The following is a 13,974-nucleotide window of genomic DNA, read 5'->3' as shown; positions in this document are numbered from 1 at the left end:
CAACAGATGAGCTGCCCGACAGCGGCGGCGACGCCAGCAAGGTCATGGTGACCATCCGCCACGACGAGCTGCTCGACCGCATCGGGCGAGGCATGCTCGACAATGGGGAAAGCCTCACCCCCGAAACCTTGCGCCGCATGGCCTGCAGCGCCGGGATCATTCCCGCCGTGCTGGGCACCACCGGCCAGGTCCTCGACCTAGGCCGCGAAAGGCGCCTGTTCACCGGCGCGGCCCGCCGCGCCCTGGTGCTGCGCGACGGAGGATGCGCCTTCCCCGGCTGTGATCGTCCTCCCAAGTGGACGGAAGGACATCACATCCTGCATTGGATCCTGGGCGGGCGCACCGATCTGTCCAACGGAGTGCTGCTCTGCGGCCACCACCACCGGGTCATCCATCAAGGCGAATGGCTTGTCCGGATCGCCGCCGACGGCCTACCGGAATTCCTCCCACCAGCCTGGCTTGATCCGTTGCAAACCCCCCGCCGCAACACCTTCCACCGACGACACTGACCCAATCCCAAATCCCCAACACCGCAACACCTTCCGCCCACCCTCGCGCCCTTGCGCCCTTGCGCCCTTGCGCCCTTGCGCCCTTGCGCCCTTGCGCCCTTGCGCCCTTGCGCCCTTGCGCCTTGCGCCCTTGCGTCTCGCGCCCTTGTGCTCCCTGCGCGCCAAGCGCCTAACACCGCCTTAGGCATCCAGGGTGCGGCAGGGCCTCCCCACAACGCGCCTACTAGGCCCATGCGCTGACTACCCCATAGCCGCCTGCACAGCCCTGGGCCTCGCGCCTGCACAGCCTTTGGCCGCGCGCCGCGCTTTGAGCTGGCCCGGGCTTTGCGCTTCCCGGTCTCGCGCTTTGCGCTGCCTCGGCCCCGCGCTTTGCGCTGCCTCGGCCCCGCGTTTTGCGCTGCCTCGGCCCCGCGTTTTGCGCTGCCTCGGGCTTTGCGCTTCCCGGCCTCGCGCTCTGCTTCCCGGCCTCGCGTTTTGCGTTGCCTCGGCCCCGCGCTTTGCGCTGCCCCGCGCTTTGCGCTTTGCGCTGCTACATCGCGTGGCGCCGCTGCCTGCATCGCGTGCAAGCGCTAGGGGCGGGCAGGGCACTGGATCTCGTGGGCCTGGTCGGTGCAGAAAAGGGGGGCATGGCATGGCGGTGCTGATGGGCGGGCAGCACTGCAAGGGTTTGTGTTCGCCAGACCTTTGCTCTGCACCCGTTGGCGCAACTTCATGGTCAATGTGCGTCTTTGGGTGCAGAGCAAAGGTGCGGTGCCAATACCCCTTCGCCGGGCGCGGAGCATGGTGGAGGAGCGATTCGTGTGGCCTGTCGGCGGCGTAGTCGCCGGGCGGGACCATGCACGGAGGTGGCGTTGCCGCACGGGAGTTGCGGCGCGCGACCACGCACGGGCCGGCGCGATGGTGAATTTTGTCGTTTGTGGACAGTGGGAAGAGCCAGGTGACGGTGGGGGCGCCTAGAATCCAGGACCGGTATTCGCTAGCAGGCCAAGCCGAGGAGTTCGGCGGCGGCGCGGCGGTATCGCCTTGCCAAGCGGCTTGGTCCGGTTAGCGGTGGTTTAGGGGGAAGCTGCTAATCGTGCGGCGGCCAGGTGGGTTTAGCGTGGGGCCAGTAGCAGGATTAGGGATTCTGCCTCGGTGAGGAGGCTGGTTTCCTCGCCGGACATGGCCGGGTCGGCGGCTCGGCGGGCTAGGGCTTGGGGCAGCAGGCGGAGTGGGTCGCCGGGGGTGCAGGCGAGGAATGCGGCCAGGAATTGTTCGGCGGCGGGTATGAAGGACACGGCGGCTTGGGCGAGGATCACCGCGGTCATCGCCAGGTCGAGGTCGGGCTCGCCCTTCTGGGCGTTGCGCCAGTCGATGACGACGGGGCCGGTTGCGGTCATAATGACGTTCTCGGGATGCAGATCCAGGTGCACGAAGGGCGTTTGGTGCAGGCGCGTGTGCAGATCCGCGAGGATTCGGGCGCCCTGCCGCATGCCGAGGTCATCGGACATCATGGCCTGCAGCATGGTCGGGCCGTGCAGGCGCTGCATCTCCAGGTCGGGTCCGGCCGCTTTGAAGACGTGCGGGACGGGATAGCCCAAGGTTTCCAGCTTACGCATGATGGCCACCTCATGCGCGACGTCGCCGCCCTCGCGGTAGCGCCGCAGGACGCGGTCGTCGTCGAGGGCGAACACGTCGGCGTCGCGCCCGGAAGCCAGTGGGGTCACCCTGTGATCACAGCACAGATCCGCTCGTGCTGGGGGAACGTGCCGTGATGGAGGAGCGTTTCCAGGCCGGACATCATTTTGCCGGTATAGATCGGGTCGAGGCGCAGCCCGTGCTGGGCTTCGAATTTGTCGACGAAGGTGAGCAGCGCGGGAGGCGTCTTGGCGTAGCCGCCGAAGTGGAATCTCGTCTCGATGCTCCAGTTGCCGCGAACTTCGCCGTAGGTGCGCTGTTGCAGAGTGGCCACGGCGTCGCGGAGCCAGCCGGCGTCCTTGAGCACGGCGAAGCCGATCGCCCTGCCATGGCGCAGACCTGCTGCCAGACCGGCGAGGGTGCCGCCGGTGCCGGCCGGGACACACACCACGTCGAATGCGGAGCCGAGCTCTTCGCCCAGCTCGGCGCAGCCGCGCACGGCCAGCTCGTTGCTGCCGCCTTCGGGGATGAGGTAATGCGGGGGAAGCCCGGCTGGAATCAGCTTGCCGCGATAGGTTTCTCTGTCCACATAGGTCAGTGTCATGCCCTGCTCGGTGGCGAAGCGCAGCACCGGGTTGAGCGGCAGCCGTTCCTCGCCGCGCACGATGCCCACGGTCTGGAAGCCGTGCAGACGCCCGGCGAGCGCGGTCGCGCGCAGATGGTTGGAGTAGGCGCCGCCGAAGGTTACCAGCGTGTGGTGGCCCTGTTCCCGGGCGGCGATGAGGTTGTACTTCAGCTTGCGCGGCTTGTTGCTCTCCACCCGAAGGTGGACGCGCCTGCCGCCGAGCTGAACCTCCATACCGTCAAGTTAGCGCAGCGTAGGCCAGCGCCCGCCCCGGCCCCACTGGTCCGAAGGCGGGATGGTGGAGGTGTTGCCGTAGGCAATGAGATTGCTGGGCCGGGCGAATTGGGTGACCGGCTTGCCCTTCAGCGACAGGGCGAGCGTCTGCGCCACGGCGCGGTAGACCTTGGAGATGATCGCGTTGCCGACGCCGTCCTGGGCGCTGGCCGGGTTAGCGGCGATCATCGCGGCCGCCAGCTCCGGGGTGAACGAGACGAAGGTCTCGGTGCGCCCGTCGTCGGTGCTGCCCGTCTTGCCCGCGACCGGGCGGCCGTCGAGAATGCCGTCGACCGCTGCGGCCGTGCCGCCGTTGCACCGGCCGAAGAAGCCGGACTGGCCGACCGGGCAACGCGCCGCGTCGGTTGCGGCCCGCGCGATGTCGGCACTGATCACTTGCTCACACGCCGGCGTGGCGACCGCCAGGGCGTGGCCGGCGTTGTCGGCGACCGATTCGACAGGCAGCGGCTGGCAATAGCGGCCATCGGCGGCCAGGGTCGCATAGGCGTTGGCCAGGTCGAGCGGGAAGGTCTGCGCACTGCCGATCACGAAGGCTCCGGTACCCACATCATCGGTTTTGATGCCCAGACGCTTGGCCATCTCGACAGTCCGCTGGGCGCCGATCTGCTCGTGCAGCCACACGAAGTAGGTGTTGACCGAGCGGCCGAAGCCGTCCCACATGGTGCGGTAGCCGTCCATCCACTCCGGATTGGAGTTGGTGACACACCACTTGCCGCCGCAGTTGTTCTTGCCCGGCGCGTCCTGCGCCCAGCCGGTCACCAGCTGGGCCGGTGCATTGAATCCGGTATTCAGCGGCAGACCCGCTTCCAAAGCGGCGAGCATGGCGAAGATTTTGAAGGTCGATCCTGCCTGGTACCCGGCCAGCCCGTTCCCGCCCGCGACAAGCTGATCGAACGTGTCGCCATAGACCCGGTTCACGACCAGGGCCCGCACCTTGCCCGTGCCCGGCTGCACCACCGCCATCGGCGCGGCAAACTTGCTGGAATCGGCGTAGACGGTGTGGACCTGAGCGATCGCGTTGGCCTGCACGGCCGGATCGAAGGAGGTGACGATGCGGTAGCCGCCACGGCGCAATGCCTGCTGGCGTTCCTCGGCGGTGGCGCCGAACGCCGGCTGGGCGTTCCACCACTGTTCGAAGTAGTCGCAGGCGAAACCCCAGCCCGCCGTGGCCGCGACACAGTTGTTGGGAGTGGCGCCCCGCTTGAACACCAGCTCTTCGGCGTTGGCCGCGGCGGCCTGCTCGGCGGTGATCGCGCCGGTGCCGACCATCGCGTTGAGCGCGTATTCGCGCCGGATCAGCGCCCGTTCGGTGCCGCCGTTGGCTTCCGGGCTCTGCAGCATCCCGGCCAGGGTCGCCGCTTCGGCGAGCGTCAGCTCGGAGGGCTCCTTGGAGAAGAACAGGCTGCTCGCCGCGTCCACACCGTAGGCGCCTGAACCAAAGTAGGCGATGTTCAGGTAGCGCTCCAGAATCTCGTCTTTGGACAGACGTTCCTCCAGCGCCATCGCATAGCGGGCTTCCTGGATTTTGCGGCCCGGGCTCAACTCGGTCGCCGCCGCCCGCTCCTGTTCGCTGCGCGTCGGGTCGCTCTTGAGCACGTTGCGCACGTATTGCATGGTCAAGGTCGACGCGCCCTGGGTGCGATCGGTGGAGCTGTTGGCCACCAGCGCCCGTACCACACCGAACAGGTCCACTCCGCCGTGCTCGAAGAACCGGCTGTCCTCGGCCGCCACCACGGCGTCGCGCATCACCGGCGCCACCTGGTCGAGCCGGACATCCCGGCGGTTTTCGTCGTAGAACGTCGTGATCAGCGTCGTGCCGTCATTGGCGTAGAGGTAGCTCGCCTGCGAGATGGTCGGGCTCTTCAGCGCAGCCGGCAGGTCGTCGTAGCCGATCGCGGTGTGGGTGAGGGTCCAGTTGGCCACGGCCGCCGCGGGCAGCACGGAGGCGGCGCTCAAGACTCCGGCGAGGATCGCCACCACCAACAACTTGCCCGCCCGCGCTAAATGCATGGCGGCAACATTGCCCGGCGAAACTGGGAATGACCTCGCAACTGTGGCCTAGCTCGCAAACTCTTAGCAAATCCCCAGCTGGGCTGCCTACTGTCGGCCGATGGCCATCTATCAAAGCGCTCACGCCCTCAAGAAGCGATCATGGCGAAGATATGTGGTCGCCGGTGTTCTGGCGCTGGCTCTGGTGGCCGGGCTGAGCGTCGCCGGGCTCTGGGCCTACAGCCGTTCCCTCAACGGCAATCTCGACCGGATAGATGCGCTTCCCTCCGCGCCGGCCGCGGCCGCCTCCGGCCCGATGAACCTGCTCATCGTCGGCACCGATTCACGGGAGCCCAACGACGACGAGGCGCGCACCGACACCCTCATGCTCGCCCACGTGACCGAGAACCGTGACCACGCCTACCTGAGCTCGATCGCCCGGGACACCTGGGTGCCCATTCCCGGCCACGGCACCGCGAAGATCAACGCTGCTTATCCGCTCGGTGGTGCCCCTTTGCTGGTTGATACGGTCCAGCAGTACACCGGTGTCACGATTGACCATTTCGTCATGATTGACTTCGCCGGCTTCGAAACCATCGTCGACTCCCTCGGCGGCGTGGACATGACCGTGGAAAAGACCATCAAGTCGATCCACGCCCCTTACCGCACCTTCACCGCCGGCACCCACCACTTCACCGGCGCCGAAGCGCTCGACTGGGTGCGCCAGCGCAAGCAGTTCCCCGATGGCGACTTCTCCCGCCAGAAACACCAGCAGGAACTCATCTCCGCCGTCATCGACCGCGCCACCGCCGCCGGAATCCTCACCAATCCAGGCCGTCTCAACGCCTTCCTGCAGTCGACCACCTCCGCCATCACCGTCGACCGCAGCTTCGACCTGACCCAGACCGCGCTCGCCTTGAAGGCTCTGCGCAGCTCGTCGCTGACCTACTTGACCAGCCCCAACAAGGGCGTCGGCACCGTCGGCGATCAAAGCGTCGTGCTGCCCGACCCGGTCGGCGCGGCCCAGCTCTACTCTGCGTACACCTCCGACACCGTCGACCAGTACGTAGCGTCCGATCCCGATCACTAGGCGCGGTTGAGCCATTTGGCGGATGGCGCTGGGTTGGGGCGGTTTCGATAGGGTGTCCGAGTTTTGGACACTTGACACCAACGGGGACATCGTGCTGATTGAGCAGAAAAATGCCATTGGCGCTGGCATCTTGGCGCTCATGTTTCTCGGCGGTGGACTGTTCGCTTTCGACACCTCCACCGTCAAGTGCGGTTCGGAGGCCATGGCGCCCACCGATACCTGCCAGGAGACGAAGAAGGGCGTGAGCCGCACCTTGACCTATCAGGAAGTCAAGGACAGCCAGGTCCGCTGGAAAGTGATTTCGCTCGGCCTTGGCGTGGCGTCGGTCGGGGGCGTGGGCTGGTATCTGGTCCAGGCTGGTCGGCGTCGCCGCGAGGAGCAGGAGTCGGCCGCCTCCGTTGGCCTGTTCATGGGACCTCCGACGACATGACGCGCTACGAGGCAGATTTCGACGAGGGGACTCCTGCAGTTCCGGGCGAGGTTACCCAGGCGGCCTATGAGCGCCGCCTCGGCGAGCTGCGGCAGATACTTGCGCCTGGGAGACGCTCCCGGCTGCTGTTCGGATGGGGCGTGCTTGCCGGTATAAGCCTGCTCCTGTCCCTGATGGTGACGGCGGCCGGCAGCAGTAACGACGCCCAGGTCGTGATAACGTTGCTCGCTGTCTTCTGGGGCATAACCGTTGTGCTGCTTGGGATTTTTGGCTGGCAGCTGGCGCGCAGCCCACTGGTGTCGGCCAAAGCGCGCAGCCTGCACATGTACCGGTTCGAGCACGGCTTCGTCCAGATGACTGTGCGGGGCGCGCAGGTTTACCGCTGGGATGCGATCCGCACCGTCTATCAGTCGGTGGAAAAGATCCGGGCCAAAGGACTCCCACTCGGGACCCGCCACGAATACTCGGTGCTGTTCGCGGATGGGAGCAGGCTCAATCTGACCGATGTCGCCACGGACATGGAGAACTTCGGGCCCGTGTTGCTGCAGGAGGTCGCCCGGGTTCAGCTGCCCAAAGCGCTGGCATATCTGCGTTCCGGCAACCCGATCGTGCTGGGCCGGCTGACCCTGACCAAATCCGGCATCGGCTCCGGGGGCGACGAGATCGCATGGTCGTGGATAGACAGAGTGGAGATTGTGGACGGCGTGTTGCGCTTCAGCGCGGGTGGAAGCTGGCTGGCGTCGCCGAAAACGCCAGCCAGAGCGGTCCCCAACCTCTATACCTTGCTTGCCATCGTCGAGCAGATGCGCCGGCCCTCGACTCAAGTCGGCTAGCTGAGCGGGCTTGTCTCGAATTGGGGCGACGAGCTGGACTGTGCATGGGTGATGGTGGTGATGACGCCCGCGTTGCGCAGGTCGGGTAGGGCATCCTGAAGCAGCGTCCACGTGGCGTCGTCGCTGTGGACGGTCAGTGTGGCCAGCGGCGTGCGCATCGAGGTGTGCGCCGCCGACTTTGCCCGCCGCACCGCGCCGATGGCGTCGGCGGCGAGTGCCAGCAGCGCCGGGTTTCCTTGCGCGCCAACGGGTGCGGGCCAGGGCGCGCGATGGATGCTGCCGGGGCGGAACCACGACCACGCCTCCTCGGTGACGAAGGGCAGCATGGGCGCGAAGAGGCGCAGCAGCACGTCCAGCGCGTGACGCAGGGCCGCGCGAGCCGAAGGCGAGCCCTCGTAGGCCCGAGCCTTCACCAGCTCCAGGTAGTCGTCGCAGAAACGCCAGAAGAAGCGCTCGGTCACCGCTAGCGCCCGCGCATAGTCGTAGTTGTGCAACGCTTTTGTCGCCTCGTCCACGGTCTGCCCGAGCGCGGTGAGCATCGCCAGGTCCAGCGGATGGTCGGGTTCGGCCGGGGAAGCGTCGAAGCCGAGCACGAACTGGGCCGCGTTGAGGATCTTCGTGGCGAGGCGACGGCCGACCCGCATCTGGCCGGTGTCGAAAGCCGTGTCCGTACCGGGACTGGCCGCCGCGGCCCAATAGCGCACCGCGTCGGGAGAGTGCTCGTGCAGCAACGCGATCGGGGTCACCACGTTGCCCACCGATTTGGACATCTTCTTGCGGTTCGGGTCGAGGATCCAGCCGTTGATCATCGCGTGTTTCCAGGGCAGCTCGGGGTAGCGCACCACCGTCCCGAACAGCCAGGTGCGAATGATCTCCGGGCCTTGTGGCCGCAGGTCCATCTGACCGGTGAAACCGGCGATGGTGGGTGTGAGCGTTGAGGTGGCCCAGGTGTCGAGCACGTCGGGCTCGCCGATGAAGCCGCCGGGCTTGCCGCGCTGCGCCTCGTCAAACCCGGGCGGGGAGTCGGTGGACGGATCCATCGGCAGCGACGACGGCAGGATCGGATGCGCGTAGTCGGGCTCGCCGTCGCCGGAAAGCGGGTACCACAAAGGAATCGGCACGCCGAAGTAGCGTTGCCGGCTCACCAGCCAGTCGCCGGTCAAGCCGTTCACCCAGTGCTCGTAGCGCACCTGCATGTGTGGCGGATGCCAGCTGAGCTCGCGCCCGTGCTCCAGCAGGGTCTCGCGCAGCTGGGCATCGCGGCCGCCGTTGCGCACGTACCACTGCCCGCTGGCGATGATTTCCAGCGGCCGGTCACCGCGCTCGTAGAACTTCACCGGATGCTCGATGGGCTCGGGTGCGGTATCGGGGAGCAGCTCGAGCACCCGCGTTCGGCCCTGGGCCACGGTCAGCCCGCCGAGGTGGTCCACCTCGGGCAGGAACCGGCCGTCGAAACCCAGCACGGGTTTGACGGGCAGGTCCAGCTCCCGCTGCCAGATCACGTCGGTGGTATCGCCGAAGGTGCAGATCATCGCGATGCCGGTGCCCTTGGCGGGATCGGCGAGGCGGTGGGAAAGCACGGGCACCGGCTGGCCGAACACGGGGGTGGCCACGCTGGTGCCGAACAGCGGCTGATAGCGCGCGTCGTCGGGGTGGGCCACCAGCGCCACGCAGGCCGGCAACAGCTCGGGACGGGTGGTCTTGACCGCTATCGGTCCAAAGTAGAGGGTGTGATAGGCGCTGGGGCGCAGGCGATCCTCGGTCTCGGCCTGCGCCACCGCGGTGCCGAAGGTGGTGTCCCACAGGGTCGGCGCGTGCGCGCGGTAGGCGTCGCCGCGGCTATACGCGTCCAGAAACGCTTGCTGCGACACGGCTCTGGCTCGATCGCCGATCGTGGTGTAGAGCAGTGACCAGTCCACGGAGAGCCCGACCGTGCGGAACACCTCCTCGAAGGACTTCTCGTCCAGTTCGGTGAGCTGGTGACAGAGCTCGGTGAAGTTGCGGCGGGACACCGGTTTCTCGCCCTGCATCGGCGGGGAGAGGTCCGCCTCGTAGGGCAGCGACGGATCGCAGCGCACCCCGTAATAGCGCTGCACGCGGCGTTCGGTGGGCAGCCCGTTGTCGTCCCATCCCATCGGATAGAACACCGTCTTGCCCTGCATGCGCTGGAACCGCGCGATCACATCGGCCTGCACGTAGCCGAACACGCTTCCCATGTGCAGCTCGCCGCTTGCCGTCGGCGGGGGAGTGTCGATCGCGTACACCCGGTCGGCGGGGGCGTCGCGGTCGAAGCGGTAGGTCTGCTCCTGCTCCCAATGGGTTGTCCACTTGCGGGAGAGGCTGTCGAGATCGGGTTTCATGTCATACCCCTGGTGTGGATAGGGGCGCCCGAGTCACACGAGGATTGGTGGTCGCCGCGCGCTTCGGGCGCGCGACGAACAGGCAATAGGCTACGCGCGGCCCTTGTTGGGTACGCGTACTACTACGGCCTGGCGGTGTGTCATGACGGCAATGCTAGCAGCCCCAGGTCAGTCGGTAGGGTCGGCCATGTGACCGAGCACCACACGAAGATCACCACTTTTTATCCGCGTCGCGGGCGGGTCAGCGGTCGGCACGAGGATGCGCTGGCCCGATTGCTTCCGCGCTATGGGGTGACGATCCCGGGCCCGCCCCTGGATCTGCCGGCCCTGTTCGGCCGGGCCGCGCCGGTGGTGCTCGAGATCGGCTCGGGCATGGGTGACGCCACCGTGGCCATGGCGCAGGCCAGTCCCGAGCGTGACTTCCTCGCGGTGGAGGTCTTCCCGCCCGGGTTGGGCAACCTGCTCGCGGTGGTGGAGGAGGCGGGCCTGAGCAACGTCCGCGTCGCCTCCGGCGACGCTCTGGAGCTGGTGCGCCACATGCTCGCCCCGGAAAGCGTCGACGCCATCCATGTCTTCTTCCCCGATCCGTGGCCGAAACTGCGCCACCACAAGCGCCGCCTGATCCAGCGGGTGAACGTGACGCTGCTCGCGAGCCGCTTGAAGCCGGGGGGAACCCTGCACTGCGCCACCGACTGGGCCCACTACGCCGAGCAGATGCTCGAAGTTCTGGGAGCGGACCCGGCCTTGCAGGGCGGGATCGTCGATCGGCCCCGGGCCAGACCGGTCACCAAGTTCGAACAGCGGGCGCTGGCCGCCGGCCGCAGCGTTATCGACCTCATTTTCGTCAAGCGCGCCTAGTCTGAAACCGTGGCCTCCGGCTTTGCCGATCGTGAGGCCGCCGGGCGGGAGCTGGCCCAGCGGCTGGCCCATCTGCGCAATCCGGGTGAGGAGCCGGTGGTGCTGGGGTTGCCGCGGGGCGGGGTGCCGGTCGCGGCCCAGGTGGCCCGGGAGCTTTCCGCGCCGCTGGATGTGATCGTCGTTCGCAAGCTGGGCCTGCCCTGGCAGCCGGAGCTGGCCATGGGCGCCATCGGCGAGGACGGCGCGATCGTGCTCAACGAGGAAATCGCGGGCCAGGTCAGCCAGGCCGATCTGGATCAGGTGGTGGCCCGGGAACGGGCCGAGCTGCAGCGGCGGGTCGCGCTCTGGCGAGGTGGCCGGGAAAGGGTGCCACTGGCCGGGCGCACAGTGGTGATCGTCGATGATGGCGTGGCGACCGGCGCGACCGCCGCGGCGGCCTGCGCGGTGGCCCGGCACGCGGGCGCGGCCCGGGTGGTGGTGGCCACGCCGGTGGCGCCGCCCGATGTGGTGCGCAAGCTGCGCGGCCAGGCCGACGAGGTGGTGGCCGTGCTCACCCCGCTGGGGTTCCGTGCCGTGGGCCAGTGGTACGGCGACTTCGCCGAGACCCCCGACGAGGAAGTAACTCGGTTACTGGCTGCCTGAGCGCCCTGCTAGGCTCATTCTCATGTGATCTGGAAGTGATCTGCGCTCGCCCATCCGTAGCCATCTTTTGGGAGAAATCATGAGTGAAGACACTTCGGCTCAGTCCACTTCGGACGAATCCGCCGCGGAAGAAGAGGCGCAGCCGATGAACCGCGCTGAGCGCCGGGCCAAGGGCAAGAAGGGCGGCCAGGCGGCGCAAGCCGGAGGCAAGGCGAAGTTCACGCCGAAAAACGCCCAGGGTCACGGTCCCCGGCTCTGGGCCAACCGTCGCGCCGGCTGATACCTAAGGCGATGGCTTCTTCCGGTCTGTACAGACCGGAGTGGACATCACCATGTGGTCGCTGCGATAGGCGACCGTCACGGCGACACAGTAGTCGCGTTGCGGGTCAAGCCCGGGCAGGGTAAGGCTTTCCGTTCCGGCCGGCAGTGATTGCAGGGCACGCATCGGCTCACCGGCTTTGGCCGCCGAGACGATGAGCGGCCCGTCGGCCGTGGGCGGGTAGAGCCAGGTAATCAGCAGGCGGTCGCCCTGATCGACCAGCCTCAGATTGCTCACCGGCCCAGAGGGCACCGCGATGGGCGCTGCTGTCGCCGTGGCGGTCGGGCCCGGCGCCGAAGTGGGTGTCGGGTCGGCCGCCGCCTGCGGCTCGTCGTCGCCGGTCAGCACGATGGCCACGGCGACCAGGGCAACCGCGGCGGCCGCCGCTGCGCCGATCATGATGGTCACCAGCGCACCCGACCGGCCCGGTTTGGCCTGCTTGACAGGCTGGCGAACCACCTGCCGGGTGATCGGCGCGGGCACCTGCCGGGGCGGCACCACCATCGGCGGCGGTGGGGGTGCGGGCGGCGGAAGGTAGGTGGGCGCTCGCGACGCCGGGGCCTGGTCGAGGATCTCGTCTTCGGGCCACTCCGACACCTCAGCGGTGAAGCCACCTGTGCGCGGCGCGGGCAGGAAGTCCTGCGGCTCGGGCACTACCAGGATCGGGAAGACGCCAGGCTGCCCGTGCGGGCCGGTCGACTCCGCGCCACAGCGATGGTTCTGGTCGGCCGTGGCCCGGCTGGCCTGGCTGACCACGCGATGCGTGTCGTCCTCCGGGGCCAGCGCGGCGGTCTGCGCCCGCGCATGGGTCAGCAGCTGGTGCGCCTTGTCGAATTCCCCGCAATCGCGCCACATGCCGGCCAGCCGCACGATCATCCTGATGCCGACCGGGTGGGAAGGGCCATTCTTCGCCGCGTGCACCGAGATGATCTCGGCCAGCTGCTGGCGCGCCTGCGAGCACAGACCGCGCGCATGATCGACGAATGTGGCATCGGCGCGTGCGGCCAGCGTGCGGTCCCCGTCGGGGCCGTCGACCGCGGTCAGCGCGGTGACAAGCTGCTGGTAGTAGCGGGTTGCCTGGTCCAGGGCCCCGGCCCGGTGCTCGGCCACGGCCAGCACGCCCAGGGCGTGCAGGGTGCGGCGGTCGCGCTCGCCGTGCAGTCTTCGCATGGCGCTGTGCGCGTATCCGGCCCACGAGCGGGCCGTGTGCGGCTCGGTGAGCTGAAGCAGCACACCCGCGTAGAGCACGGCCACGTCGGCGTCGTCGGGCTCCGCCTGCGCCGGATCCTGGCTGGCCCGGCTCAGCGCGTCGCGCAGCAGCTGTTGGGCCGCAGGAAAGTCGAGCCGCGCCACTAGCTGGCGCGCACGTTCAAGACTGTCCGGCATGCAGCCCATCGTGCCCGGCTCGGCGGGATCTGGGAAGCCCAACTAGTGTCGCGAAGCATGAGATTCATCGTGTACGGCGCGGGCGCGGTCGGTGGCACCCTCGGCGCTCTGCTGGCGAAGGCCGGGCATCCGGTCATCCTTATCGCCCGCGGCGAACACCTGCGAGTCATTCAGGCTGAGGGGCTCTTGCTCAGTACCCCCGAAAAGCAGGAAAGGCTTGCCCTGCAGGCCGTCGGCGGGCCCTCGGAGATTGAGTGGCAGCAGGACGATGTCGTTCTTTTGACTATGAAGACCCAGGACACCGAAGCGGCGCTGCGCGAGCTGCCGCCCGGCGTTCCGGTGGTGTGCCTGCAGAACGGCGTCGCCAACGAGCGGATAGCGCTGCGCCACTTCGCCGACGTGTACGGGGTGTGCGTGATGTTCCCGACCACGCACCTGATTGCGGGTGTGGTGGCGCAGCATTCGTCGCCGGTGCCGGGAATCCTGAACATCGGCCGGTTCCCGTCCGGAGTGGACGGTCGCGCCGCGCAGATCGCGGCGGCGCTGACGTCGGCCGGATTCGTGTCCGAACCCCTGCCCGACATCATGCGCTGGAAGTACACGAAGCTGCTGATGAATCTCGGCAACGCGGTCCAAGCGGTGTGCGGCTCGGTTCCGGAGATCTATGAACCGGTTCGCGCGGAAGGGGAGCGGGTGCTGCACGCGGCCGGTATCGACTTCGCCAGCGAGGAGGAGAATCGGGGCCTGCGCGCCGATCTGATCACCGGCCATGACGCGATCGGCCAGCCCCGCTCGGGCGGCTCGTCGTGGCAGAGCCTGGCCCGGGGCACCGGGGCGATCGAGTCCGACTACCTTAACGGGGAGATCGTCCTGCTCGGACGGCTGCACGGCGTCCCCGTGCCCTACAACGCGCATGCGCAGCGGATGGCGAATCATTTTGCGCATTCGCGTCTGCCGGCGGGCTCCCTCTCCGCACAGGAGTGGCTGTCCAAGATGGACTTGTGACCTACGTCGCACCGCCG

13 protein-coding genes are annotated in these 13,974 nt (G+C 67.9%); 8 read left to right on the top strand and 5 right to left on the bottom strand.

Annotated elements, in window-relative coordinates:
- Window positions 1-509 (top strand): HNH endonuclease signature motif containing protein (locus Rhe02_RS22125; protein ID WP_203910212.1); only part of this gene is annotated, 509 nt, incomplete at its 5' end.
- A 1,094-nt stretch (window positions 510-1,603) separates the two neighbouring features.
- Here the strand turns inward: Rhe02_RS22125 and Rhe02_RS22120 are convergent.
- The 3 genes from Rhe02_RS22120 to Rhe02_RS22110 are packed head-to-tail and all read right to left on the bottom strand — an operon-like array spanning window position 1,604 to window position 5,055.
- Entirely contained in the window at window positions 1,604-2,215 is a 612-nt protein-coding gene (locus Rhe02_RS22120; RefSeq protein WP_203910211.1) for a phosphotransferase, read from the bottom strand.
- Window positions 2,212-2,985 carry a 1-aminocyclopropane-1-carboxylate deaminase/D-cysteine desulfhydrase gene (locus Rhe02_RS22115; RefSeq protein WP_203910210.1) on the bottom strand — a complete coding sequence of 258 codons (774 nt, stop codon included), beginning with the start codon at window positions 2,983-2,985 and terminating at the stop codon, window positions 2,212-2,214. Before Rhe02_RS22115 ends, Rhe02_RS22120 begins: the two co-directional genes overlap by 4 nt.
- A 9-nt stretch (window positions 2,986-2,994) precedes the next feature.
- On the bottom strand, window positions 2,995-5,055 hold the full coding sequence (locus Rhe02_RS22110) for a transglycosylase domain-containing protein (RefSeq protein ID WP_203910209.1): 2,061 nt from the start codon (window positions 5,053-5,055) through the stop codon (window positions 2,995-2,997).
- Between the two features lie 100 nt (window positions 5,056-5,155).
- On the opposite strand from Rhe02_RS22110, the gene Rhe02_RS22105 reads away from it, so the two are divergent.
- Genes Rhe02_RS22105 through Rhe02_RS22095 form a run of 3 tightly spaced genes read left to right on the top strand, consistent with a single transcriptional unit; the run spans window position 5,156 to window position 7,387 of the window.
- Window positions 5,156-6,124 carry an LCP family protein gene (locus Rhe02_RS22105; protein WP_203910208.1) on the top strand — a complete coding sequence of 323 codons (969 nt, stop codon included), beginning with the start codon at window positions 5,156-5,158 and terminating at the stop codon, window positions 6,122-6,124.
- 22 nt (window positions 6,125-6,146) lie between these two features.
- Window positions 6,147-6,554: a hypothetical protein gene (locus tag Rhe02_RS22100; RefSeq protein ID WP_203910207.1), complete on the top strand. Its 408-nt coding sequence runs from the start codon at window positions 6,147-6,149 to the stop codon at window positions 6,552-6,554.
- On the top strand, window positions 6,551-7,387 hold the full coding sequence (locus tag Rhe02_RS22095; protein ID WP_203910206.1) for a DUF6585 family protein: 837 nt from the start codon (window positions 6,551-6,553) through the stop codon (window positions 7,385-7,387). The genes Rhe02_RS22100 and Rhe02_RS22095 overlap by 4 nt, the downstream gene beginning before the upstream one ends.
- Here the strand turns inward: Rhe02_RS22095 and valS are convergent.
- Window positions 7,384-9,747, bottom strand: a complete 2,364-nt coding sequence (valS, locus tag Rhe02_RS22090) for a valine--tRNA ligase (protein WP_203910205.1) — start codon at window positions 9,745-9,747, stop codon at window positions 7,384-7,386. The two genes, Rhe02_RS22095 and valS, sit on opposite strands and share 4 nt — an antisense overlap.
- A gap of 189 nt (window positions 9,748-9,936) precedes the next feature.
- On the opposite strand from valS, the gene trmB reads away from it, so the two are divergent.
- The 3 genes from trmB to Rhe02_RS22075 all read left to right on the top strand — a co-directional run bounded on the left by trmB (window position 9,937) and on the right by Rhe02_RS22075 (window position 11,527).
- Entirely contained in the window at window positions 9,937-10,605 is a 669-nt protein-coding gene (gene trmB, locus Rhe02_RS22085) for a tRNA (guanosine(46)-N7)-methyltransferase TrmB (protein ID WP_239123977.1), read from the top strand.
- Between the two features lie 9 nt (window positions 10,606-10,614).
- The gene (locus tag Rhe02_RS22080; RefSeq protein WP_203910203.1) at window positions 10,615-11,247 is read left to right on the top strand and encodes a phosphoribosyltransferase; all 633 of its coding nucleotides are present in this window, start codon (window positions 10,615-10,617) and stop codon (window positions 11,245-11,247) included.
- Between the two features lie 79 nt (window positions 11,248-11,326).
- Window positions 11,327-11,527 (top strand): hypothetical protein, encoded by a 201-nt coding sequence (locus Rhe02_RS22075; RefSeq protein ID WP_203910202.1) that lies wholly within the window; start codon window positions 11,327-11,329, stop codon window positions 11,525-11,527.
- Between the two features lie 3 nt (window positions 11,528-11,530).
- Here Rhe02_RS22075 and Rhe02_RS22070 read toward each other — a convergent pair whose 3' ends face one another.
- Window positions 11,531-12,952, bottom strand: coding sequence for a hypothetical protein (locus Rhe02_RS22070; RefSeq protein ID WP_203910201.1), 1,422 nt, complete (start codon window positions 12,950-12,952; stop codon window positions 11,531-11,533).
- A gap of 57 nt (window positions 12,953-13,009) precedes the next feature.
- Here Rhe02_RS22070 and Rhe02_RS22065 point away from each other — a divergent pair, with 57 nt between their 5' ends.
- On the top strand, window positions 13,010-13,957 hold the full coding sequence (locus Rhe02_RS22065) for a ketopantoate reductase family protein (protein ID WP_203910200.1): 948 nt from the start codon (window positions 13,010-13,012) through the stop codon (window positions 13,955-13,957).
- The last annotated feature ends 17 nt before the right edge of the window (window positions 13,958-13,974 follow it).

The organism is Rhizocola hellebori, assembly GCF_016862955.1.
GTDB classification, from domain to species: Bacteria; Actinomycetota; Actinomycetes; order Mycobacteriales; family Micromonosporaceae; genus Rhizocola; species Rhizocola hellebori.
Note: the sequence above shows the minus strand (reverse complement) of the source record. Positions and strands in the feature narration are given on the sequence as shown.